This window comes from Dyadobacter frigoris, assembly GCF_005280585.1.
GTDB classification, from domain to species: Bacteria; Bacteroidota; Bacteroidia; order Cytophagales; family Spirosomataceae; genus Dyadobacter; species Dyadobacter frigoris.
Window position 1 is genome coordinate 1 of record NZ_SZVO01000034.1, and the last position, 25,561, is coordinate 25,561.

Sequence of the window (25,561 nt, forward strand, 5' to 3'; positions counted from 1 at the left end):
TGAGTGAATTTTGAATGAGTGAATAAATGAATGACTGCATCGGCAGCCACCATTCAAAACTCTATCATTCAATCATTCAAACATTGTACACTCACAAAGAGCTTGTTGGTGGCTATTGGAACGGTCTGGGGCGACACTCGCTTCAACTCTTCTCATACCACAAATCAACAGAAAATCTTGTTGGTGGCTATTGGCCCGGTGTTCACCTCTTCCCATCCCGAACAGAGAAGTTAAGCCCGGAACCGCCGATGATACTTGGGTCAAACCTGGTAAAGTAGGTAGCCGCCACAATACTATTATACAAATCCCATCTTCAAAAGAGATGGGATTTTTTTTGTGCCCTGCAAAATTTTATTTTATGTAACTATTGCAGGACTCATTTCCTTTTTAATATCTTTGCAGAGACTTAAATCTGTCGCAAATCAAATATGACAATTACTTCAAATATTACATGGTGGTGGCGTGCACGTCTTAACAAGATGGACGAGTAAGCGCTATTGTGTAGTATAAGATAAAAATATACTTTCCAAGCGGCTCGCTGTTCATCTGACAGCGGGCCGCTTTTTTGTTGTTACACCCTATAAAAAACCAATATGACGTCCTTAACCAAAAGTTATTCTATCACCACCCGGCATAAAAAATTGCTGGCAGATACGCTAACACCTGTTTCAATTTATCTGAAGCTCCGGGATCGTTTTGTTAATACAATTCTACTCGAAAGCTCGGATTATCACGGTAACGAAAACTCATTTACTTACATCTGCTGTGATCCGGTTTCTTCTTTTAAACTAAACAACGATATCGTTACCCAAAAATATCCGGACGGCACCAGCGAGACATTTACACTAGCCAAACGTAAAGATGCCGTACAAGCGCTATATGGCTACGCCCAAAGCTTTATTTCACAAAAAAGCGGTTTTCCATTTATAAGCAATGGCCTTTTTGGTCATATGACTTATGACGCAGTAACCTATTTCGAAGATATCGAAATTCAACCTACAAGCCCGGAAACTGAAATTGACCAGATATTCTATCAGGTTTACCGCTACGTGATTGCTATTAATCACTTCAAAAATGAGCTATACATTTTTGAACATCAATATGGTGAAACAAATGAGGAAAGCGGTTTGGAACAAATTGAAGTTTTAATCAAAAACAGAAATTTTCCTAAATACGACTTTCAGATCACATCAGAAGAAACTTCAAACGTCACGGATGATGAAATGAGAGGTGTTATTCAAAAAGGTATAGATCATTGTCTACGTGGAGATGTTTTTCAGATTGTACCTTCCCGCCGTTTCAGCAGAGATTTCCAAGGCGATGAATTTAATGTTTATCGTGCTTTACGCTCAATAAATCCATCTCCTTATTTATTTTATTTCGATTACGGCAGTTATAAAATCTTTGGTTCATCTCCTGAGAAACAAATATTTATTAAAAATGGCCAGGCAGAAATTCATCCGATAGCCGGTACATTCCGCAGAACCGGAGATGATCAGGCTGATGCAGAAGCTGCACAACAATTACTTAACGACCCGAAAGAAACCGCTGAACATGTTATGTTAGTCGATCTGGCCAGAAACGATTTAAGTCGTAGCTGTGATGCCGTAAAAGTCACCAATTACAAAGAAGTTCAATACTATTCTCACGTCATTCACCTGGTTTCAAAAGTTGTAGGAAAGATGAATGAAGGTGTAAATCCTTTACAATTGGTTGCAGATACATTCCCGGCCGGAACGCTATCAGGAGCGCCAAAACATAATGCAATGAAACTTATCGATCAGATGGAAACAAGCAATCGCAGCATATACGGCGGTGCCATCGGGTTTATGGATTTTAATGGAGATTTTAATCACGCTATCGCCATTCGCACTTTCCTAAGCAAAGACAATACGCTCTTTTATCGCGCCGGAATGGGCGTTGTGGCTAAGTCAAACGTAGAAAGCGAGTTGCAGGAAATTAATAGCAAGCTGGCTGCGTTACGTAAAGCAATTGTAGTTGCGGAAGAAATTTAACAGCTTCAACCATCAGGATTTATGGGACAAATCAAAATTTATGGCTTAAAAGAACATTTAACTCCTATACGAAATAAGGTTTCTGACACCTTACATTCCTGTGTTGTTGATGCCTTTAAATATCCAGAAAATAAACGGGCACACCGCTTTTTCTATCTCGATCCGGAAGATTTTTTCTATCCCGAAGGTCGTAGTAATCAATATACAATTATTGAGATTTCACTGTTTGAGGGACGAACCATAACATCCAAAAAATATCTGTACCAACTAATCTTTGATCGGTTTGAAAATGAATTAAACATTTCTCCAAACGATATTGAAATTACTTTAACAGAAACACCTCTATACAATTGGGGTATCCGGGGCAAACCTGCTGATGAACTCATGCTTAATTATAAGGTTTCAGTTTAATCAGCATTTAACAACCCAAACTTTACATCTACTATTCATATTCCATTCAGATGAAAATACTTGTTTTAGATAATTACGATTCTTTCACTTACAATCTGGTCTATATTCTGCGCGAACTTCATGGTGAGGTAGATATATTCCGGAACGATAAGATCACACTGGAAGGAGTCGCAAATTATGACAAAATCTTACTTTCTCCAGGTCCCGGAATTCCTTCCGAAGCTGGTATCATGCAGGATTTAATTCGTGAATACGGTCCAACCAAAAGCATTTTAGGAATTTGCCTCGGCCATCAGGCTATCGGTGAAGTGTATGGCGCCACGCTTGAAAATATGAAGGACGTTTTACACGGTATTAGTGATAAAGCCATCGTCACGGATCCCACCGAACGTATTTTTCTTGGTCTGCCTTCTGAAATACAAGTCGGCAGATATCATTCCTGGACAGTAATGCCTGAAACTATTACTGATGATTTAACGATTACAGCACTGGACGAAGAGGGTAGGGTTATGGCGCTTTCACACAAAAAATACGATGTGAAAGGTGTTCAGTTCCATCCCGAATCTGTTCTTACGGATCACGGAAAAGCCATGCTGCAAAACTGGTTAAATATATAATTTTCATCGTTTTAATTATTAAAAGAATACAAAGGCTCAGCGCCTCGACGGATTTGATATCATGAAAAATATTCTTGGACAGTTATTTGAGTACAAAGTTTTAAGTAAAGATCAGGCTAAGGAAGTATTGATTGGGATTAGTACGGGTAGATATACCAATTCAGAAATAGCTTCTTTTCTTACCATTTACGCCATGCGCAGTATTACCGTGGAAGAACTGGAAGGTTTCCGTGATGCGATGCTGGAATTATGCTTACGGGTTGATCTTTCCGCTTTTGATCCTATTGATGTCTGTGGAACCGGTGGGGACGGAAAAGACACTTTTAATATTTCAACACTTTCCTGCTTCGTGATAGCAGGAGCAGGCCAGAATGTGGCTAAACATGGCAACCACGGGGTTTCTTCTCTGTGTGGCTCTTCTACGATTCTTGAATTTTTGGGAGCAAAGTTTACAAATGATAAATCCATTCTGGAACGTCAGATAAGTAAATCAGGAGTTTGTTTTCTTCATGCCCCTTTGTTTCATCCGGCCATGAAAAATGTGGCGCCTGTTCGTAAAGAATTAGGTATAAAAACATTCTTCAATATGCTCGGCCCAATGGTAAATCCTGCCTCACCAGGAAAGCAGTTGGTTGGTGTTTTTAGTCTTGAATTAGCACGACTTTTTGCTTATCTTTACCAACAGACTGATAAACAGTTTCTGATTGTTCACGCCTTAGACGGTTACGATGAAGTGTCATTAACAGGTGCATTTAAAATCATAACAGCTCATACAGAGCAAGTTCTGACTCCCTCTCACTTAGGGCTGGATACATTGCGCGCCTCTGAACTTTCCGGTGGAGAGACTGTCGAAGCCTCTGCTAAAATTTTCATGAACGTATTGAATGATGAAGCTACCTCCGCCCAAAAACAGGCTGTGCTGGCTAATTCTGCATTGGCATTACATTGTGCTAATCCAAAATTATCATTGTTAGACGCAGTAGCAACGGCCCGTGAATCTCTTGAAAGTAAAAAAGCGTTGAACAGTTTTAAGAAATTAGTAGCGATATGATAACAAGCCTGGATCAACTCGATTTGAATGAAACATACAGCTATGCCGATTATTTAAAATGGCAGTTTGAAGAACGTGTGGAGTTGATCAAAGGAAAAATATTTAAAATGTCACCGGCACCAGCCAGGAGGCACCAACGGATTTCAAGTGTTTTCCAGGGTGAACTTTACAGCTTTCTTAATAACAAAGCCTGTCAGGTTTATGCTGCACCATTTGATGTTCGTCTAACCCCGAGAAAAAGTGATAACACAAACAAAATTTATACAGTAGTACAGCCAGATATTTGTATAATCTGTGATTCTGCCAAACTGGACGACAAGGGCTGCATTGGTGCACCTGACTGGGTTATTGAAATTCTTTCCCCGGGTAATTCTCAGGTGGAAATGAAAAACAAATTTGAAGTTTACCAGGAAAATGGGGTGAAGGAATACTGGATCGCTGAACCAACTACTGAAACCATTTTTGTATATATATTAAACGAGGAAGGAAAATATATTGGATTACACCCGTTCACAACGGCAGATGTTATCACAAGTCATATTTTCCCCGATTTTGAATTAAGTGTTGCCGATATTTTTAAAGACTGATGAATATATTAGAAAAAATTGTTGCGCGTAAACTGGTTGAAGTAGAAGCGTCAAAAAGGACAAAAAGTATTTCTGATCTCGAAAAAGAAGCGTTGTTTTCACGTACTTCTGTTTCGCTTTCTGATGCTTTAAAAATTGCTGCAACACCAAAAATTATATCAGAATTCAAGCGTAAATCGCCTTCAAAAGGAATTATTAATGGTGATGTTTTACCAGAAATAGTAACAGCAGATTATGTTGCTGCCGGCGCTGCTGCATTATCCGTTTTAACTGATACTGACTTTTTCGGCGGTTCTTTTGATGATTTTCTGAGAGCGCGTAAGGCAAATCCAAATATCCCGATGCTTCGTAAGGATTTCATCGTGGATGAATACCAGCTTTTTGAAGCAAAATCAATCGGAGCAGATATTATTCTTTTAATTGCTGCATGTCTGGAACCATCAGAAGTGGAATCGCTTAGTAAGAAAGCGCATGATCTTGGACTTGAAGTACTGTTAGAAGTTCACAATTCAGAAGAATTGGCACAAAGTTTGTGTGACCATATTGACATCGTTGGCGTCAATAACAGGAATCTTAAAACTTTTGAAACATCGATCGAAACATCAATTGAATTAAGCGAACAAATTCCCGGTTCTTTTGTCAAGATATCAGAGAGCGGGCTGAGCGATGCAGAAACGATTTTACATTTATATAATCATGGATACAAAGGTTTTTTAATCGGCGAAACATTCATGAAAACAGCAAATCCGGGAGCCGCACTGGCGGATCTGCAAAATAATTTATCCCAAATTAGTAACAGAAACCCTCACGTTGTATGAAAGTAAAAGTTTGTGGAATGCGCCAGCAGGGCAATATTGAAGAATTGATTGAATTACAACCTAATTTCATAGGCTTTATTTTCTCGGAAAAATCGCCTCGGTTTGTAGGTAATGATCTTGATCCGGCTTTTGTAAAAAATATTCCCAATACGATTAAAAAGGTGGGTGTTTTTGTAAATGCCAGTCCGGGATATATTCTTGACACCGTTAAAAAATACGACCTGCAATATGCCCAGCTGCATGGAAACGAGTTGCCGGATATGTGTCGCAGCATTCGTCAAAAGGGGGTAAATATTATCAAGGCATTCTCCATTCATGATCAGTTTAATTTTGCCATGCTGAACAATTACAAATCGTTTTGCGATATGTTTTTGTTTGATACAAAAGGAGACGCTCCGGGTGGCAATGGCAAAACATTTGACTGGAACCTGCTTAGAAAATACGACAATGAAAAGCCCTTCTTTTTGAGTGGAGGCGTTGGATTAGAGAATATAGATGAAGTGATCGCTTTGTCAAAAACTATGCCTATTTACGGAATTGATGTAAACAGCATGTTTGAAACAGAACCAGGCGTTAAAGACATTTCAAAGCTGAAAGAACTTTTTGATAAAGTCAGAGTAAAAAAAGGAGAGGAAGCGCAAGCATAAATTATGGAAGCAGTAGTAGAAAAAAAATCCTACCAGGCCAATAGCCAGGGTTATTATGGGACTTTCGGAGGTGCATTTATTCCTGAAATGCTTTATCCAAATGTGGAAGAATTGCGTAATAATTATTTACAGATTATTGCAGAACCTTCTTTTCAGAAAGAGTATAATGATTTGTTAAAAAATTATGTCGGTCGCCCGACACCTTTATACCGTGCTAACCGTCTTTCTGAAAAATATAAAACCAATATCTTTTTAAAGAGAGAAGATCTGTGCCATACCGGTGCTCATAAAGTTAACAATACTGTTGGACAAATACTTCTTGCCAAACGTCTTGGAAAACAGCGTGTAGTGGCTGAAACAGGTGCCGGACAGCATGGTGTGGCTACTGCCACAGTTTGTGCCCTGATGGATATTGAGTGCATCGTGTATATGGGGGAACTTGACATAGAACGTCAGGCTCCGAATGTTGCCCGTATGAAAATGTTGGGAGCGGAAGTGAGAGCTGCAACCTGCGGATCAAAAACGTTGAAAGATGCAACGAATGAAGCGATGCGTCACTGGATCAATAATCCGGTTGACACGCATTATATCATCGGTTCTGTTGTGGGTCCTCATCCCTATCCGGATATGGTTGCGCGTTTTCAGTCTATTATTTCTCAGGAAATAAAATGGCAGTTGAAAGAGCAAACCGGAAAACAGAATCCTGATTACGTAGTAGCCTGCGTAGGCGGAGGAAGTAACGCAGCCGGGGCTTTTTATAATTACCTTGATGATTTGGACGTTAAACTTGTAGCCGTTGAAGCGGCTGGACAAGGTTTAACGAGCGGTCATTCTGCGGCAACAACAGCTTTGGGAACGCCTGGCGTTTTACACGGCAGCCGTACCATTTTAATGCAGACAACAGACGGCCAGGTTGTGGAACCTTATTCCATTTCCGCAGGTTTAGATTATCCGGGCATAGGTCCTCAACATGCTTATCTTTATGATAGCGGCAGAGGTACTTTCTTATCCGCGACAGACGAGGAAGCTGTTCAGGCTGCCTTTGAACTTACCCGTATGGAGGGAATCATTCCTGCGCTGGAATCATCCCATGCACTGGCGGTTTTAGGCCGTTTGGGTGCTGGTTTAAATGAAACTGTCGTTGTTAATCTTTCCGGAAGAGGGGATAAGGACATGGCAACTTATATGAAATATATTGACTAAGGGCAGTTGGCTTTTAGCGATTAGTCTCTTCTGTTATAATTTTATCGTATTAATATCTACTTTAAACATTGTCAAAATGGCTACACTGGCATTACCAGAAGTTTTTGAAATGCGCCTGAAAGTTCAGGAGCTGGAAGGCAAAGTAAATTCCGGAGAATTATCTCTGTTTGAAAGATGTGAAATTGAAGATGAAATCCTTGAATTAAAAGAACAATTAGGCGAGTTTGATCGTCTGAAATTCAGTGACGAAGGTGAATGCCTTAACTGCTCAGCATAAATAATTCTTAATACTCAACGCAATCATGATAGTATTCTAATCATTACCATCGATTGTCAATGAACACACGCACGCTATTCACTGTTGGCCATTCGAGCCATCCACCGGACTATTTCCTTGAATTACTAAGAGAATATAAAATCACTTGCCTCATCGACGTCAGAAGCGTTGCGGCAAGTGCTTATAATCCTCAGTACAACAAGGAACCTCTCGCCGCTTTTTTGAATAAAAACGGCATACAATATCTTCATTTTTCAAAGGAATTCGGGGCAAGGCATACGGAACCTGAATTACTGGACGAAAACGGGAAAGTCGATTTTGAGAAAGTAAGAAATTCAGATTCTTTCAAAGAAGGCGTACAAAGACTGATTCAGGGTTTGGACAAAGGGTTTATTATTTCCCTCATGTGCTCCGAAGCAGAACCACTTGATTGTCACCGCTTTTCAATGGTTTCTGTTGCTTTGTCCAATGCAGGATTTGAAATAAATCATATTCTGAAAGACAAATCCCTGGCTACTAATGCCCAGTTGGAAAACGCTCTTTTCAAAAAGTTTTATAAGAAATTACCAGTTCCTACTTTTTTTGAACCCGATGTAACTATTCAGGATCAGATCAAGGCCGCGTATCGTTTAAAAAACCAGGAGATTGCATTTTCTCCGTACACACACAACACAGAAGAAAATTTATGATTCAGCTATACACCATTGGTTTTACCAAAAAATCAGCAGAAACATTCTTCACCATGTTGAAGGATTCTGGCGTTACGCGACTTGTTGATACCCGGATAAATAATGTTTCCCAATTGTCAGGTTTCGCAAAAGGAACCGATCTTAAATATTTTTCAGGAGAACTTGTCAATATTTTCTACGAGCATAACATCGATTTTGCGCCAGCAAAAGAGCTTTTATCTCTTTACCGAACTAAAAAACTAACCTGGCCGGAATACGAAATTGAATACCTGAATTTACTCGACACCCGGAAAATTGCTCAAAAAATAAACATCGAAAAACTTCATAAAAATTGCCTGTTGTGCAGCGAACACAAACCTGAGAAATGCCATCGAAGGTTACTCGCTGAATATTTGCAGCAGGTAAGAAATGATATCCAAATAACACATTTGATCTGATTCAGGTTAAATGACAATTCGTTTTGTCTGTTTAGCCAATTCTATCAAAGAAGGGGGAAGGTGCCTGGCAGGCATTCAGCTAAACAATAACAATGAGCCGCTCATTGAAATAAATGGCCCGAAATGGATACGCCCGATTTGTAAAACCCAACATGGAAAAGTATACACCCATTGGGTTACGCATATAACACTGCTGGATATTATCGAGATAGAATTAACCGGATTTCCATCAAAACTATCCTATCAGTCAGAAAATGTTTTCTTTAAAGATGAGGTTTTAAAAGTTGTCGGTAGATTTGAGCGTGATAAGCTAAGTACCTTATGTGACAATCACTATTATATATTTAGCAATTGGGCAAAAGCACTTTCTGTGGACGAAGCTGCGCTTTTGACTCATTCCCTGATTCTTATAAACGTCAGTAAATTTGGAGTAATTGAAAAGATAGACATTGAAAATCCGGATAAAAAAAAGGTCCGTTTGCAGTTTTCACATAACGAAACGGTATATGACTTTCCGGTAACAGATCCTGAATTTTTAAAGCTTTACAGAAACAATCCCAGGATTTTACGCATCGTTAAAAGTTTATATTTATGTGTTTCAATAGGTATAAACTACAAAGACTTGCATTATAAGCTTGTTGCCGGAATTATTCCAGCCCCATTCTAATTCAAATAATTAATTTTAAATTGCTTAACTTTTATAAAACCTAAATAATAAACCTGTTCATAATGAAATACATCTCTCTGTTCCTGGTTGGTTTTCTTCTTTTTGGAACCATCGCTTATGCAAATTCTGATAATAAAACAGCTCCTAAAAAAATGCTTCGTCACGCCGTATTATTTAAATTTAAGGACACCGCCACACCGGCACAAGTAAAAGAAGTTGAAGATGCTTTTCGCAAACTTCCTTCAAAAGTTAAAGAAGTAAAAGGTTTTGAATGGGGAACAAATAATAGCCCGGAAGGACTTAACCAAGGCTTCACACATATCTTCTTTGTTTCTTTTGATAGCGAAGAAGGACGTGCAGCTTACCTTCCTCATCCTGAACACAAAGCTTTTGTAAAAGTTTTGGAACCGCACCTGGACAAGGTTTTAGTGATTGATTACTGGACACAAGAATAATGAATAGAATAACAAATCTTTTTAAAACAAAACCTGACGAAGGACTTTTGAATGTCTATTTCACCGCCGGATTTCCAGCTTTGAACGATACAACGAAAGTTTTGAAAGCTTTACAGGAAGGTGGTGCTGATTTAGTAGAAATCGGAATGCCCTATTCAGATCCCGTTGCAGATGGCGAGACCATTCAAAAAAGCAACGATAAGGCGTTGGAAAATGGCATGACTGTCCGGGTACTTTTTGAGCAGCTTGAAGGAATTCGGTCGACAATTTCGCTCCCGATTTTATTGATGGGTTATATCAATCCGGTATTACAATTTGGAATAGAAAACTTCTGTAAAAAATGTTCTGAAGTCGGTGTTGACGGACTTATTTTACCGGATATGCCCATGGATGTTTATTTGAACGAATACAAATCAACGTTTGATGCGTATGGAATTTTGAACATTTTCCTGGTAACGCCGCAGACATCAGAAGCGCGCATCCGCCAGATCGATACTGCTAGTGATGGATTTATTTATACTGTTTCATCGGCCAGCGTTACAGGCTCGAAAAGCGGTGTGAGCACGGATATGGAATCTTATTTCAACCGGATCAATGCGATGAATTTACGTAATCCACGTCTGATCGGCTTCGGGATTAAAGATAACGCAACCTACCTGAAAGCCTGTGATTATGCGAACGGTGCCATTATCGGAAGCGCATTTATCAGGGTTTTACAAGAAACCAAAGATCTTGAAAATGACGTTCGCAATTTCGTGAGGGATATTAAAAATCCTGAGCCTGTTGCGCTGGACGCCTGACAAGTCATTTATATTTAATTGATAAAAATGCTAATAATTGGCTTTTCGCTGATTGTTAGCATTTTTCAATTTAGAATCTCCTTCAAAAAAGTCGCTATTTCACGCGTTGTCAAATCAATATCAGACAATCGCCTTCTTGAAAAACTCCATTAAAATATATATATTAGTCCGCTCTATGGTCAGCGGGGAAATGAGTACTTTTTACTTTGTAAAATCGTTACCATAGTAATCATTAGATTCTCAACTATATGGCGGCTTTTACACCAGTAATGGAAGGTCTTCTCCTTCGTATTCAGGAATATCGGCAGAAGTACTATCAGAATAAACTTTTGAAAGGAATTATCTTTTCAGCAGCTTTGCTTTTGACTGTATATTTGTTGTTCAACACGCTTGAATATTTCGGACGGTTCAGTTCAGGCGTGCGTGGTACGCTGTTTTTTGGATTTCTGGCGGTTCTGCTATTCTCTTTTTTCCAATGGGTTATTCAGCCGCTCATTCACCTTTTGGGTCTTAAAAAACCGATATCGGATGAAGATGCAGCTTTGCAAATCGGACAGTATTTTCCGGAAGTAGGAGATAAATTGCTCAATACACTTCAGCTTAAAAATCTTTCCGGAAGTCAATCAGATCTTATTGAAGCCAGTATTCAGCAAAAATCAGGTCAGCTTTTAATTGTAAAATTTACAGACGCCATACGTTTTAATGAAAATAAAAAACGTATCAAATATGCTATTTATCCGTTAGCCGCTATCGGCGTGATTTTGCTTTTTAATCCGTCATTTTTTACATCAAGTTCTGAACGGATTATTCATTTCAGGAAAAATTATACCTACGCGCCTTTTTCATTTCAACTTGAAAACAAAAATTTAAAAGCTTTCAGAAATGAAGATTTTACTTTAAAGCTGACGTTAAAAGGAGAAGCTTTGCCTCAGGACGTTTATCTGGTTCAAAATGGCAGCAGGTTTAAATTGACACAGGAAGGAAATCAGCATTATTCGTCTGTATTTAAAAATATTCAGCGGGAAATTGCATTTTCATTTGAAGCTGCTGGTTTCATTTCAGATGATTATAAAATTGATGTTATAGAACGTCCTTCTTTACTTTCCTTTGATGTTAATCTTCACTATCCGGCTTATCTGAACAAACCTTCCGAAGGACTCAGTAATGTAGGAAATTTATCCATTCCCGAAGGCACAACCATAGAGTGGAACTTCAATACTTCTTCTACAAAATCACTTGGCATACGCTTTGAAAATGATTCTCTTTTATACAAAGCCGTGGAAAAAGAGGATGAAGGATTTCAGGTTGTAAAACGTTCCGTACGTAAATCTGCGCAATATCAAATTCAGCTTAAAAATGACGAGGCTGTAAATTCTGATAAAATCGGATATTATATCAATGTCATTCCTGACAAATTCCCGGTACTTTCCATAGAGAATTTCCAGGATACAACGCTGTTCAATTATCTGGTTTTAGGTGGTTCGATCAATGACGATTACGGATTTTCACAACTGAAATTATTCTATTCCATCCAGCGTGAAAACGATAAAAAAGGATCTGCTCCGAAAAGTATTCCAATTCCATTTAACAAAACGGTAAATACACAAAGTTTCTATTTCCAATGGTACGTAGATAGTCTTAAACTCGCTCCCGGAGATAAAATTGAATACTATGCCCAGGTTTGGGATAATGACGGCGTGAATGGTGCAAAAAGTGCCCGTTCAAGATCCATTCAGTTTACCGTTCCATCGAAAGATCAGCTGGAAGCCGACATCAAGAAATCAGAGCAGGAAACGGAAAATCAAATTGAATCTGCAATGAAAAAAGCGCAAAGTCTTGAAAAAGATCTGACCGCGCTGGACGAACGTTTGAAGAGTAACAAAGAACTTGACTTCAAAGAAAAGAAACAGATAGAAGATGTTTTGAAAAAGCGTGAAGAACTGATGAAAGAATTGCAGTCTCTTCAGGAAAAAAATCAAAGCACGAATGAGAAGTCGAAACAATTTGATCAGAAAAGTCCGGAGCTTCAGCAAAAAATGGATCAGCTTGAAAAGTTGATGAAAGATTTGATGGACAACGATACCGATAAATTATACAAGGAATTACAAAAATTGCTCGAACAAAAGAAAAGTGAACGGATGTCGAGCACGATGGAAAAATTGAAAAATAAGGAGCATAACCTTGAAAAAGAACTGGAACGTACCATGAAGCTTTTCAAGCAGATGCAGATGGAGCAGAAAATGGAAAAGCTCGTCAACAAGCTTGATAATCTTGCTGATAAGGAAGACAAACTTTCAGAAAAATCGCAGGAAAACGATAAGAACAAAAATTCAGAAGACAAAAAAGGCAAGAACGAAGACCTGAAAAAAGAGCAGGAAAAGATTCAGGAAGATTTCGAGAAAGCAAAAGAGGATACCAAAGAAATTGAAGAGCTAAGCAAAGAACTGGAAAAGCAAATCGATTCAAAAGAAGAGGAGCAAAAAAGCGCTTCTGAGCAGATGAATGAGAGTAAAGATAAACTGAGTAAGCAGCAAAATTCCAAGGCCTCAGAAGCCCAGAAAAAGGCAGCTAAGTCCATGCGAAATATGTCAAAGGCAATGTCTGATGCTATGGAAGCAGCGGAAATGGAAAAGATGCAGGAAGATATGGATGCGATGCGTGATATTCTTGAAAATCTGATCACTTTATCTTTTGATCAGGAAAAACTGATGAAAGATTTCCGGGGTGTAAATTTGCAGGATCCACGGTTTATAAAACTTGGTCAGCAACAGCTAAAATTAAAAGATGATGCAAAAGTGGTTGAGGATAGTTTGTATGCTTTGGCAAATCGTGTTGTACAAATTCAGTCGTTCATTACACGTGAGCTGAATGATATGAAAATGTATATGGACGAAAGTGTGAAAAGCATTCGTGACCGTAATTTAAGTGTAGCGACTTCCAAACAACAATTTGCTATGACTTCCATGAACAATCTGGCTTTGATGCTTAGCGACGTTTTTAAACAGATGCAACAGCAAATGGCGATGGCTATGCCAGGTGAAGGAAAAGGCAAGAAAGGAAAAAAAGGCGAGCAGCCTGGTATGGGTGAAATGCAGGAAAAACTGAACGGACAGATTAAACAACTGGGACAAGGAAAAGAGGGGCAGGGAAATTCATCCGAGCAACTGGCCAGAATGGCGGCACAGCAGGCGATGATCCGTAAAATGGTTCAGGCTCTTAAAGATCAGCAAAAAGGCACAGAAGCCGGAAAAGCACTGGGAACTGAGCTTCAGGATATTATTGAAAAAATGGATGAGACTGAAACGGATCTCGTTAACAAACGTGTAACTCCGGAACTGATGAAACGGAATAAAGAAATTACTACGCGTTTGCTGGAATCTGAAAAAGCGATGAAAGAACAGGACGAAGACGAACAGCGTAAGGCACAAACGGCGAAACAATTGCCCCGGAATCCCCCTGCTGCATTTGAAAAATATGTTCAGGAAAAAGAAAAACAGACAGAATTACTGCGCACAATACCGCCGACTTTTTCGCCTTTTTACAAAAGAGAAGTCGATAATTACTTCCGTAAATATCAGTCAAAGAACTGATTAATCATTCGCTGTGTTATTATTCAGTCTATTTTCAGAGCTTTTACAACTCTTAAAATAGGTTAAATACAGCACGAAACAGGCACTTAAACAAATCGTATTTAGATACTTACTACCTTTACAACAAATTTGTTTTCAGGTTATTAAATCGACTCTGAGTGACAATTTTTATAACTAGTTAATATACAATCGATTCTGAATAATAGTATGCTTAAATTTTTCTCGGAAGAGATTGATTTCAAACTCCCTTTTCCTCAAAAAACCTCGAAATGGATTAAAACGATCTCTGAATCAGAGGGTTATAATATAATTTCTTTGAATTACATTTTTTGTACTGATGATTATCTGTTAGAAATCAATAAACAGTATCTCGATCATGATTATTATACGGACATTATTACGTTTGATAATAGTGAGGAAGAAGGAAAAATTGAGAGCGATATTTATGTCAGTGTTGATCGGGTAAAGGAAAATGCTGAGACTTTTGGCGCAGACTTTGAGGTAGAAATGCGCAGAGTATTGATTCATGGTCTCTTACACTTAATGGATTACACAGATACGAGTGAGGAATTGAAATTGCAAATGCGTGCAAAGGAAGATGAGTGTCTTCTTCTTTTTTAAAAATATTTCCACGTGGAACATTTGAGAAATTTTAAAATTTCTGTTTCACACCAAATAAGAGAAAAACTAAAATTATGTTTCAGGAATATGATGTAATAGTAGTAGGTGCGGGACACGCTGGTTGTGAAGCGGCAGCTTCCGCTGCAACCATGGGTTCTTCAGTTTTGCTCATTACAATGAATATGCATACCATCGCTCAAATGTCGTGTAACCCGGCCATGGGCGGTGTGGCCAAAGGACAGATCGTTAGGGAAATTGATGCACTTGGCGGACAGTCAGGAATTGTGAGTGATAAAACCATGATTCAGTTTCGGATGCTTAACTTATCAAAGGGACCTGCCATGTGGAGCCCAAGATGTCAGAGCGACCGGATGATGTTCGCTCTTGAATGGAGAAGTGTTTTAGAAAATAATCAGAATGTAGATTTTTGGCAAGATACTGTTAAAGGAATTTTACTAGACGGCGACAAAGTCTGCGGTGTAACAACCAGCCTGGGAATTGAAATAAAATCCAAGTCGGTTGTGTTGACCAACGGAACATTTTTGAATGGCCTAATCCATATCGGAGAAAAAAACTTTGGCGGAGGAAGAACAGGAGAAAAAGCTGCTACCGGAATTACGGAGCAATTGAAAACTTTGGGTTTCGAATCCGGAAGAATGAAAACCGGAACTCCACCAAGAGTTGACGGACGTTCACTGGACTACACAAAGATGGAAGAGCAGCCAGGCGATGAAAACCCATCCAAATTTTCATACAAAGACACCAAAAAATTAACGAAGCAAAGAAGCTGCTGGATCACTTACACAAATAACGAAGTTCACGAAATTCTGAGAACAGGATTTGAAAAATCCCCAATGTTCTCAGGAAGGATCAAAGGACTTGGCCCCCGTTACTGTCCATCCGTGGAAGATAAAATCAATCGTTTCGCAGATAAAGACCGTCATCAGATTTTCGTAGAACCCGAAGGATGGGATACTGTTGAGGTCTATGTAAATGGTTTCTCGACTTCTTTACCAGAAGACGTACAATACGCTGCATTGAAAAAAATCCCTGGATTTGAAAATGTAAAAATGTTCCGTCCGGGATATGCGATCGAGTATGATTACTTCCCACCGACACAATTAAAATCAACGCTAGAAACGCACCGTGTGAAAAATCTCTTTTTTGCCGGACAAATTAATGGCACCACAGGATATGAAGAGGCAGCCTGTCAAGGTTTAATCGCCGGGATTAATGCGCATAGAAATGTTCATAATCTAGAGCCCTTCGTACTGAAAAGATCAGAAGCATACATTGGTGTTTTAATCGACGATCTAATAAATAAAGGCACAGAAGAACCTTACAGAATGTTCACTTCCCGTGCCGAATATCGCACGCTTCTTCGTCAGGATAATGCAGATATTCGTCTTACCGAAAAAGGTTTTGACATAGGATTGGCCGATCAGGAAAGACTGGATAATGTTCGAAAAAAGATTCAACAGGTTGAAGAGATTATAACTGAATTCAACTCGCACAAATTATATCCGGAAGAGATCAATGAAAAACTGGAAGAAGTTGGCTCTGCTCAAATCAGGGAAAAAACTTCTGTAACACAGCTTCTAAAACGACCTCAACTAAACATAGATAAAATCGCAGAGGCAAGTCCATTGATTGCATCATTGCTTGAAAAGTATGGAGAGGACACAATTAAGCAAGCAGAAATTCATGTCAAATACGACAGCTATATTGAAAAGGAAAAGCTGCTCGTAGATAAAATGAACCGCCTGGAAGACCTTGGTATAATTGAAAACTTTAACTACGATGGCGTTACATCTTTGTCTTTCGAAGGACGCGAGAAACTTAAACGTACCAGGCCATCAACCATTGGCCAGGCTTCAAGAATAAGTGGCGTAAGTCCCTCAGATATCTCAGTACTCATGCTCTTTATTGGAAGATAAATGCTTTTGGAAATTTTAAAAAATTGCCCGGTTTGTAACAATACCAGCTTCAACAATTATTTAAACGTTGAAGATTATACAGTTTCGAAAAAGGAATTCACCATACAACAGTGTAATTCCTGCTACTTTCTCTTTACAAATCCACGCCCCGATGTGGAAGAAATAGGAGCGTATTATCAGTCTCAGGATTACATTTCACATCATGACGAGGCCAATGACGTAATGAGCAGGGTCTATACTTCTGTGAGAAATTATACCATCTTACAGAAGATAAAACTCATTAATCAGCTTTATCCAAAGCAGGGAAATTTACTGGATATTGGATGTGGAACCGGTAATTTTTTGCAGGCGACTAAAGAAGCAGGATGGAAAATATCCGGCACAGAACCAGATCCGGAAGCACGAAAAGTAGCAGGAAAAAGAGTAGGGGAAACAATCTATGAAACAATTAATGCACCCGAATTTTTAACTGCCAGGTATGACATAATAACGATGTGGCATGTTTTGGAACATGTGCATTTACTGAATGAAACCATCGCCTGGCTAACAGATCATCTTGCTCCCAATGGCAAAATAATCATTGCTGTACCCAATCCACAGTCACAGGATGCGGCTAATTATAGCAAGTTCTGGGCGGCTTATGACGTACCCAGGCATCTTTATCATTTCACAAAAGATTCAATGGCATTACTCATGAAAAACCACAATTTCAAGATCGATACTATTCATCCAATGTGGTTTGATTCATTTTATGTGAGTATGCTTAGCACAAAATATAAGGAAGGAAAAACAAATTTGTTTGACAGTTTTAAAACCGGAATTATGTCCAATATAAAAGGTAATTCCAGCGATTCAAAGAGCCTGAATACGTCCAGTTTGATCTATGTAATTTCAAAAATTTAACCCATTCAAAAACCCTGAAACCCTCAATATCGTAAAGCATATTGAGGGTTTTTACTTAACATATTTATGATGCTGAAGAAATATTTTCTGGCTGTAATTTGTCTTGTGATTTTCGCAAAATGTGCACAGCAGGTAGCTCCGACAGGAGGGAAAAAGGACATTATTCCACCCACTCTTCTATCCAGTGATCCCCCTAACAGGACCATTAATTTTAAAGGAAATAAGATTACCCTCTTCTTCGACGAGTATGTCGTAATCGATAATATTACCCAAAAATTAATCATCACGCCTGAGGCCGATAATCCTTATAGCTTCAAACAAAAAGGGGAATCCGTTGAGCTTAACTTCAAGAAAAAGTTTGTTGACAGCACCACATACACACTCAATTTTGGAGACGCTATTAAAGATTATGCAGAGAAAAATCCGGCAAAAAATCTAAAACTTGTATTCAGCACGGGAGGATCCCTGGACTCAGGACGCATTTACGGAACCATAAAAGACTTGCGTTCCAACAAACCAATTTTTGATGCTCTGGTAGGTTTATACAATATTAGTGACACGCTAAATATAGCAAAACAAAAGCCGTTTTACTTCTCAAGAACAGACAGCAGTGGGCGATTTTCGATAGAAAATACGCAAATAAGGCCGTACAAATTAATTGCTATGGACGACAAAAATCGTAACATGCTCTATAACACAAAAGATGAAAGAGTAGGTTTTATTAATAATCCTGTCAATGCCGGTTCCGATTCTTTAAACTATTCGCTGGGATTATTCCTCTCCGACAACTCCCTATTTCGTGTGCAGAGAACCATTCCAAAAGTTAATAATTACACAGTCGTTTTTAACAAAGGCATAGAAACGGCGGATGTCGTTTTTATGAATAAAGACACACTTCCTTACATTCTGGAAAACAATCTTCAGCTCAAATTCTTCAATGTACAGCCACATCCTGACACAACCTTAATTCGAATGACCATTACTGATTCATTAGGAGTTTCAGCTCAGGATACTATCAAAATAACCTTCCAGCAGCAGAGAGGAAAAGACAGACAAAAAGATCCATTTGGCATGACCACCATACCTGCTCAAAACAAGCCGCTAAGCAGGAATTTTACCTATGAACTACAATGGAACAAACCTGTAAGCTTTCTGGACGATAAAAAAATTCAATTAATCAGCGATAGTTTAACCAGAGAACCTCTTGCTAATCTGAGTTTGTCCTGGAATAAATACCATAATAATCTTAAAATAACGGGCAAATCAACGGCTAAAGATACCATCAAATGGGACTTTCCCAAAGGCAGTATAATCAGTGTTGAGGGTGATACCCTTGCAAAAATGCTGATAAAATACCCCGTTTTAAACGAAGACGAATTTGGTGTGCTCTCCGGATCAGTACTTCACTCCGATACTCTATCCTACATCGTCGAGCTCGTGGACGAACAATATAAAATCTTTCAATCTCTTTACAGCTCGCCATATACTTTCCGGCATATTCCACAAGGAAATTATTTTCTGAGAATCATTCTGGATAATAATAAAAACAGGAGATGGGATACAGGCAATGTCATTAAGAACAAACAGCCTGAAAAAATTCTCTATTACCCTCAGAAAATTCTCATCAAAGCCAACTTTGAGATCAATGATACCAATCTCGACTTATCAACATTGAAGTAGCAAAATTTTCTTATACACTTTATGTGGATAACTGTGTTGATATCTCTAAATTTCTGTGGGTAAATACCGAAAATTTGTTAACAATTATGTGGATAACAGCTATTTCGTGTGGATAAAAAGCGAAAATTTATTCTCCAGTGTATAATCCACATCTAAAATGAAGTTAACAGTACGTTAATACACTGTAGACAATGTGAATAACTAAATGTAGCTATCGATATCAGTTATTCACATTCCAATGTCTATAAATATTTTCCTATATTGTAATTCAACTACTTAAATGTTGATAATAATTAAAACTCCAGTGGATAAACCTTAATACTTATCCACAATTTGTGGATAAGTATGTTAATCTATAGTGGAAAACATCTTTATCTACATATCCACAGTGCTAAAGAATGATAATAATTAAAAAAGAAATTTTTTTATCTATTATGAAAAAGGGTTTAAGGTGGTTATTTATCTACATATTAATTTCCGGCGCGGCGGGGACGGCTGCCCGGGCGCAGAGTGAAAAAGAGATGGCTGAGGAGTATTTTAAGAAGGATGATTGTCCGAAAGCTCTGACCTTTTATACGGCGCTATTAAAGACGGGTTTTGAAAAAGGATACCTTAAGAATTACACCAGCTGTATCATCAAAACGAAAAGCTGGAATGAGGCGGAGCAATTCTTTAAAAAGCAAATCAAAAACGATGGTTTTAATTCCGCCTGGTATTATATCTATTGGGGAACCCTCTTAGAGGCGCAGGGAAAGCCTCAGGAAGCTGTAAAGAAAAATGAACAGGCAATCGCCGTTTCAGGCTTAAGAATTGATCTGAAGCGAGATATGGCCGACGAATTCAGAAGTATGAGCCAGCCGGTATGGGCTAAAAATGCTTTGCTAAGCGGAAGAGAAGTTTCCAAACGAAGCGATCTGTTTCAGTTGGAAATGGCAAGTGTTTATCGGGATCTTAACGAGCCTGAAAATATGATCGATGAACTTTTGTCATATGGTACAAGATATCAGAATATAGAGGTGGTCCAGAATATGCTCCAGGATTTTACCAGAGACGAAAAGGAGCAGGCACTATTGGAAAAAGTATTGTATGACAAAATTCAAAAGTTTCCGAACGAAGGTTTTTACAATGAGCTGCTGATCTGGTATCAAATTCAGAAAAAAGATTTTTATAAAGCTTTCATTCAGGAGCGTGCCCTGGATAAAAGATTCAAGTATAATGGCAGTCGTCTTTATAATCTTGCGATGCTGGCACTACAGAATGATGACTACGTTAATGCAGCGGCGATATTCGATCATCTTGTAAAGGAATATCCAAAAGGGCAGATCTACCCGGTTGCACGTCGTATGGCGATTTTTTCGAGAGAAGAACAGGTTAAAAACACATACCCTGTTCAGCGTGCTGAGGTTCAGAAATTATTGGCTCAATACCAGCAGCTGGTGGACGAACTTGGTATAAACGCCCGGACAGTTGAGGCTTTGCGTAACATGGCTACCTTGAACGCTTTTTATCTTGATGATTTTAAAAAGGCAATTGAGATCATGCAAATGGCTATTGAAGGCGGAAAGCTGGATAAAATGTTTGTAGATAAATGTAAGCTTGATCTTGGCGATATTTATTTATTGCAAGGCGAGCCTTGGGAAGCTTCTTTACTTTATTCTCAGGTTGAAAAATCCCAAAAGGATGATCAGCTGGGTTATGAAGCAAAACTTCGCAATGCAAAATTACACTATTACAAAGGTGATTTTGCGCTGGCCAAAGAGGTACTGGATATTTTGAAAAAAGCCACTTCCCGTGAAATTGCGAATGATGCCAATGAACTCGGATTGTTGATTATGGATAATACCGGGCTGGATAGTACCGAAACGGCAATGAAACAATACTCAGCCGTTGAGCTTTTATTATTTCAAAATAAAAAATATGAAGCGATTGATTCGTTAAAAGTTTTGTATGGAAGATACAAACAGCACAGCTTGTCGGATGAAATTCTTTGGCTTACTGCAAAAACTTACATGAAACTGGATAGTAACCAGCAAGCGATGATAACTTTGAAATTGCTTTATTCAAAATACAGTGTAGACATCCTTGGTGATGACGCTTTATTTGCGATGGCAAAACTTGACCAGGAAAAATTGAATAACAAAGATGAAGCAATGAAGTTGTATCAGGAATTAATGGAAAAATACCCGGGAAGTATTTTTGTGGCCGAATCGCGAAAACGGTTTCGATTGCTGAGAGGTGACGTTGTAAATTAGAAAATTTGGAGGTAGGATAGAAAAAGGAAGAGCGAGGCTAATTTTAGCTTCGCTCTTCCTTTTTAGAATTAAATATTTGCGAACCACTGTTCAGTTCAATCCGTTTACGAAAATCTAAGACGGTTATTGATCTAATATTATTGACTTAACTTACTAAACAATAGTTCTTTAAAGTCGGAATATACCGGTTTTAATTTGATCGACTTTTTTTCAATAGAAAGAAGTAATTTTAACCTTTCCGGAATTTCAACTGGTTTTCCCAATGTTTCTTCAACAAGATCAATAAATTTGGCAGGATGAGCTGTTGAAAGAAAAACTCCGGTAAAATTTCCGCCAGAATTTTTTCTATATTCTTCAAGTCCGCGATATGCTATTGCGGTATGAGGACAAAGAACATAATTGTTATTTGAAAAAACTTCACGCATCGATTCTTGTGTTTCTTCATCATTGAAAAAATAGCCTGAAATTTTTTCTTTTACCAAATTCCAGTCATCACCAAAAAAACGAATCATTCTTACGAAGTTGCTTGGGTTACCTACATCCATAGCGTTGGAAATTGTTTCAATCGATGGGTGTGGTTCAAACGTTCCTTCTTCCAGATATCTTGGAACTGAATTGTTCAAATTTGTGGAGGCGATAAAATGTTCAACGGGTAAACCCATACGATATGCCAGAAGTCCTGCACTTAAATTTCCAAAGTTTCCGCTCGGGACTGAAAAAACCAATGGCTTACCAAGTTTTTTAAGCTGAGCATAGGCAGCGAAAAAATAAAAGGATTGTGGGATAAGACGTGCTATATTTATGGAATTAGCTGAGGCTAAGTTAAATTTCTCCGTCAATTCAGTATCTAAAAACGCTTCTTTTACCAATTTTTGACAATCGTCGAAAGTTCCGTCAACTTCTAACGCTGTAACATTATGCCCAAGCGTTGTAAGTTGTTTTTCTTGAATCTCGCTTACTTTACCGCTAGGATATAGAATAGTCACCGAAATTCCTGGTACTTTATAAAATCCTTGTGCAACTGCTCCGCCTGTATCTCCGGAGGTAGCTACAAGAATTTGAATTTCTTTTTTTGATTTTACTAAAAAATAAGACATTAGTGCTGCCATGAAGCGCGCGCCAAAGTCTTTAAATGCCATAGAAGGACCGTGAAAAAGCTCTAAAACATAATCGTCCGCCGTTATTTTTAGAACGGGAGCATCGAAGTTATAGGAATCTTCTATTAATTTTTCAATGTCTTTGCGGGAAATATCATCACCTAAAAGCGTATTTGTTATTTCAACAGCAATTTCTTTAAATGACTTGTTTTCGATTATATCTAAAAATTCCTGTGACATTTTTGGAATACTTTCAGGCATATAAAGACCGTTGTCTGGCGGCAAACTTCTAAATACGGCTTCTTCAAGAGATGCTTTTAATGAAGCAGTTTTGGTACTATAAAATATCATTATATAAAAAATAAGGTCGCACTGGAAAAGTACAAATTTAGTTAAAATACCTGCGTATCAGATATTTTGGATGTGTAATTTTAAGAAATGTATATAACTTGCATTGTTAAAACAAGTATTATTTTAACAACTTTATAAAGGTAGTTTTACTCTTTTTGAACCTACGTGAGCTAAAAAGGATTATTATTAAACATAAGAATATAACAGGTGTGAAAAGTTTATTTTTACAATATATTTTTTACCATAATTGATTCATTTTCAAATTAATATAATAGATGTCACAAGGACTTTTTAATGTTCCGGCTCTAAGAAACGAGCCTGTTAAAAGTTATGCTCCGGGAAGCCCGGAGAGAAGCGAATTGAAAAAGGCGTTGGAAGAAGCCAGGTCAAAACTGGTTGAGATTCCTCAGTATATAGGAGGTGAAGAAGTATTTTCGCAAAACAAAAAGAGGGTTTCTCCACCTCATGATCATCAGCATATACTGGGATATTTTCATGAAGGAAATACAGAAGATGTAAAAAAAGCTATTGATTCAGCGTTGGAAGCCAGGAAGACGTGGGCAGTTATGCATTGGGAACAACGTGCTGCCATTTTTCTGAAAGCTGCAGATTTAATTGCCGGACCTTACCGTGCAGAATTAAATGCAGCGACGATGTTAGGACAGTCGAAGAACGCTTACCAGGCAGAAATAGATTCGGCCTGTGAGATCATTGATTTTCTTCGTTTGAATGTAAATTTTCTTACAGATATATATAAACAGCAGCCGGTTTCTTCGGATGGTGTATGGAATCGTATGGAATATCGTCCATTGGAAGGATTTATTTTTGCTATTACGCCTTTCAATTTTACGGCAATCGCTGGAAATCTTCCGGCGGCTCCTGCACTAATGGGTAATGTTGTGCTTTGGAAACCTGCATTTACACAGGTTTACGCAGCTAATGTGATTATGAAGGTATTCAAGGCTGCCGGTCTTCCGGATGGTGTTATTAATATGATTTTAGCTGATGGTCCAGTGGCGGGAGATATTGTTTTCAAACATGCGGATTTTGCGGGAATTCATTTTACAGGTAGTACTAAAGTTTTCCAGACAATTTGGAAAGAGATCGGTGAAAATATTGGAAGTTATAAGACATTCCCGAGGATTGTTGGAGAAACGGGAGGTAAAGATTTTGTATTGGCTCATAAGTCCGCAAATGCTAAAGCTTTGGCAACAGGATTGATTCGCGGTGCATTTGAGTACCAGGGACAAAAATGTTCAGCTGCTTCCCGCGCTTACATTCCTTCTAATTTATGGGATGAGGTAAAAGGATATATGCTGGCAGATCTGGCTGAAATCAAAATGGGAGGAGTTGAAGACTTTTCGAATTTTGTCAATGCAGTGATTGATGAAAAATCTTTTGATAAAATCGCTTCCTATATAGAGGGTGTAAAAAATAATCCGGACGATGCTGAAATTGTTGTAGGAGGAACTGTTGATAAAAGTAAAGGATATTTTGTCCAGCCAACGATTATTAAGGCCTCAAAGCCGGATTATGTGACGATGTGCGAAGAGATATTCGGGCCTGTTTTAACTGTCTATATATATGATGCGGATAAATTCGAAGAAATTATTCCAATTGTAGATTCCACTTCTCCTTATGCACTAACAGGTGCTGTGTTTGCTCAGGATCGTTATGCGATTCAGTATGCGACAGAACATTTGGTTAATGCGGCGGGTAATTTTTATATCAATGACAAGCCGACCGGGGCAGTAGTAGGTCAGCAGCCATTTGGTGGGGCGCGTGCTTCCGGTACGAATGATAAGGCAGGATCTGTGTTAAACTTGCTTCGCTGGGTTTCCCCACGAGTAATTAAAGAGACATTAGTTTCACCTGAAAACTACAAATATCCCTTCCTTTTGGAGTAATAATTGGATAATTTTTTTGAATAGTTTGAATACTTAAAGAACTTTCAAAAAAAGTAAAATATTTCTTGCTGACTACTTGCAGCAAGAAATATTTTTTCTACCTTTGCAATCCCAATCGCAGACAGCGGAAACGAAAAGTGAGAGTGAAAGTTTGATTGGTACTGTTCTTTGACATGATGAGATAAACTAAAAGAGTAAGAAAAACTCGTTTAAGAAGATAAGGTGGAATTTTTCGGAATTACCACAAAACAAAATTTACAATGGAGAGTTTGATCCTGGCTCAGGATGAACGCTAGCGGCAGGCTTAATACATGCAAGGCGAGGGGGCAGCAATGTCACCGTCGTACGGGTGCGTAACGCGTATGCAACCTACCTTCAACTGGGGGATAGCCCGGGGAAACCCGGATTAATACCGCATAATACATATGAGTCTCCTGGCTTGTTTTGTTAAAGATTTATTGGTTGAAGATGGGCATGCGTTCGATTAGCTAGTTGGCAGGGTAACGGCCTACCAAGGCAACGATCGATAGGGGAGCTGAGAGGTTGATC

22 protein-coding genes and 2 rRNA genes are annotated in these 25,561 nt (G+C 38.5%); 23 read left to right on the plus strand and 1 reads right to left on the minus strand.

Annotated elements, in window-relative coordinates:
* Window positions 1–179 precede the first annotated feature (179 nt).
* The 21 genes from rrf (at window position 180) to FDK13_RS34410 (ending at window position 21,657) form a co-directional block, all read left to right on the plus strand.
* Window positions 180–291, plus strand: a 5S ribosomal RNA gene (gene rrf / locus FDK13_RS34310).
* Window positions 292–593: 302 nt separating this feature from the next.
* Window positions 594–2,015 (plus strand): anthranilate synthase component I family protein, encoded by a 1,422-nt coding sequence (locus tag FDK13_RS34315; protein WP_137344531.1) that lies wholly within the window; start codon window positions 594–596, stop codon window positions 2,013–2,015.
* A 21-nt stretch (window positions 2,016–2,036) separates the two neighbouring features.
* On the plus strand, window positions 2,037–2,426 hold the full coding sequence (locus tag FDK13_RS34320) for a tautomerase family protein (protein WP_137344532.1): 390 nt from the start codon (window positions 2,037–2,039) through the stop codon (window positions 2,424–2,426).
* A 50-nt stretch (window positions 2,427–2,476) separates the two neighbouring features.
* Window positions 2,477–3,043, plus strand: a complete 567-nt coding sequence (locus tag FDK13_RS34325) for an anthranilate synthase component II (RefSeq protein WP_137344533.1) — start codon at window positions 2,477–2,479, stop codon at window positions 3,041–3,043.
* A gap of 61 nt (window positions 3,044–3,104) precedes the next feature.
* The gene (trpD, locus tag FDK13_RS34330) at window positions 3,105–4,094 is read left to right on the plus strand and encodes an anthranilate phosphoribosyltransferase (RefSeq protein ID WP_137344534.1); all 990 of its coding nucleotides are present in this window, start codon (window positions 3,105–3,107) and stop codon (window positions 4,092–4,094) included.
* On the plus strand, window positions 4,091–4,681 hold the full coding sequence (locus FDK13_RS34335) for a Uma2 family endonuclease (RefSeq protein ID WP_137344535.1): 591 nt from the start codon (window positions 4,091–4,093) through the stop codon (window positions 4,679–4,681). Before trpD ends, FDK13_RS34335 begins: the two co-directional genes overlap by 4 nt.
* The gene (gene trpC, locus FDK13_RS34340) at window positions 4,681–5,499 is read left to right on the plus strand and encodes an indole-3-glycerol phosphate synthase TrpC (RefSeq protein ID WP_137344536.1); all 819 of its coding nucleotides are present in this window, start codon (window positions 4,681–4,683) and stop codon (window positions 5,497–5,499) included. Before FDK13_RS34335 ends, trpC begins: the two co-directional genes overlap by 1 nt.
* Entirely contained in the window at window positions 5,496–6,146 is a 651-nt protein-coding gene (locus FDK13_RS34345; RefSeq protein ID WP_137344537.1) for a phosphoribosylanthranilate isomerase, read from the plus strand. The genes trpC and FDK13_RS34345 overlap by 4 nt, the downstream gene beginning before the upstream one ends.
* A gap of 3 nt (window positions 6,147–6,149) precedes the next feature.
* Window positions 6,150–7,349, plus strand: coding sequence for a tryptophan synthase subunit beta (gene trpB / locus FDK13_RS34350; RefSeq protein ID WP_137344538.1), 1,200 nt, complete (start codon window positions 6,150–6,152; stop codon window positions 7,347–7,349).
* Between the two features lie 76 nt (window positions 7,350–7,425).
* Window positions 7,426–7,626 carry a hypothetical protein gene (locus tag FDK13_RS34355; protein WP_137344539.1) on the plus strand — a complete coding sequence of 67 codons (201 nt, stop codon included), beginning with the start codon at window positions 7,426–7,428 and terminating at the stop codon, window positions 7,624–7,626.
* Between the two features lie 59 nt (window positions 7,627–7,685).
* Entirely contained in the window at window positions 7,686–8,315 is a 630-nt protein-coding gene (locus FDK13_RS34360) for a DUF488 domain-containing protein (RefSeq protein ID WP_137344540.1), read from the plus strand.
* A complete protein-coding gene (locus tag FDK13_RS34365; RefSeq protein ID WP_137344541.1) occupies window positions 8,312–8,752 on the plus strand; it encodes a DUF488 domain-containing protein in 441 nt (146 codons plus the stop codon). The genes FDK13_RS34360 and FDK13_RS34365 overlap by 4 nt, the downstream gene beginning before the upstream one ends.
* A 10-nt stretch (window positions 8,753–8,762) precedes the next feature.
* Window positions 8,763–9,419 carry a dual OB domain-containing protein gene (locus FDK13_RS34370; protein ID WP_137344542.1) on the plus strand — a complete coding sequence of 219 codons (657 nt, stop codon included), beginning with the start codon at window positions 8,763–8,765 and terminating at the stop codon, window positions 9,417–9,419.
* Between the two features lie 62 nt (window positions 9,420–9,481).
* Entirely contained in the window at window positions 9,482–9,874 is a 393-nt protein-coding gene (locus tag FDK13_RS34375; protein WP_137344543.1) for a Dabb family protein, read from the plus strand.
* On the plus strand, window positions 9,874–10,674 hold the full coding sequence (gene trpA / locus FDK13_RS34380) for a tryptophan synthase subunit alpha (RefSeq protein ID WP_137344544.1): 801 nt from the start codon (window positions 9,874–9,876) through the stop codon (window positions 10,672–10,674). The genes FDK13_RS34375 and trpA overlap by 1 nt, the downstream gene beginning before the upstream one ends.
* 269 nt (window positions 10,675–10,943) lie before the next feature.
* On the plus strand, window positions 10,944–14,264 hold the full coding sequence (locus tag FDK13_RS34385) for a DUF4175 family protein (RefSeq protein ID WP_137344551.1): 3,321 nt from the start codon (window positions 10,944–10,946) through the stop codon (window positions 14,262–14,264).
* Between the two features lie 207 nt (window positions 14,265–14,471).
* Window positions 14,472–14,885 (plus strand): rRNA maturation RNase YbeY, encoded by a 414-nt coding sequence (ybeY, locus tag FDK13_RS34390; protein ID WP_137344545.1) that lies wholly within the window; start codon window positions 14,472–14,474, stop codon window positions 14,883–14,885.
* A 74-nt stretch (window positions 14,886–14,959) separates the two neighbouring features.
* The gene (gene mnmG / locus FDK13_RS34395) at window positions 14,960–16,822 is read left to right on the plus strand and encodes a tRNA uridine-5-carboxymethylaminomethyl(34) synthesis enzyme MnmG (RefSeq protein WP_137344546.1); all 1,863 of its coding nucleotides are present in this window, start codon (window positions 14,960–14,962) and stop codon (window positions 16,820–16,822) included.
* Window positions 16,823–17,725 carry a class I SAM-dependent methyltransferase gene (locus FDK13_RS34400; RefSeq protein ID WP_137344547.1) on the plus strand — a complete coding sequence of 301 codons (903 nt, stop codon included), beginning with the start codon at window positions 16,823–16,825 and terminating at the stop codon, window positions 17,723–17,725. It abuts the gene before it with no gap.
* 66 nt (window positions 17,726–17,791) lie between these two features.
* A complete protein-coding gene (locus tag FDK13_RS34405) occupies window positions 17,792–19,405 on the plus strand; it encodes an Ig-like domain-containing domain (protein WP_229216337.1) in 1,614 nt (537 codons plus the stop codon).
* Window positions 19,406–19,839: 434 nt separating this feature from the next.
* Window positions 19,840–21,657, plus strand: coding sequence for a tetratricopeptide repeat protein (locus FDK13_RS34410; protein ID WP_137344548.1), 1,818 nt, complete (start codon window positions 19,840–19,842; stop codon window positions 21,655–21,657).
* Window positions 21,658–21,794: 137 nt separating this feature from the next.
* Here the strand turns inward: FDK13_RS34410 and thrC are convergent, their stop codons facing one another.
* Entirely contained in the window at window positions 21,795–23,105 is a 1,311-nt protein-coding gene (gene thrC, locus FDK13_RS34415) for a threonine synthase (RefSeq protein ID WP_137344549.1), read from the minus strand.
* 275 nt (window positions 23,106–23,380) lie between these two features.
* Between thrC and pruA the strand changes: the two genes are divergently transcribed.
* Entirely contained in the window at window positions 23,381–25,012 is a 1,632-nt protein-coding gene (pruA, locus tag FDK13_RS34420; protein ID WP_137344550.1) for an L-glutamate gamma-semialdehyde dehydrogenase, read from the plus strand.
* A 257-nt stretch (window positions 25,013–25,269) separates the two neighbouring features.
* A 16S ribosomal RNA gene (locus FDK13_RS34425) occupies window positions 25,270–25,561 on the plus strand; the annotation flags it as partial.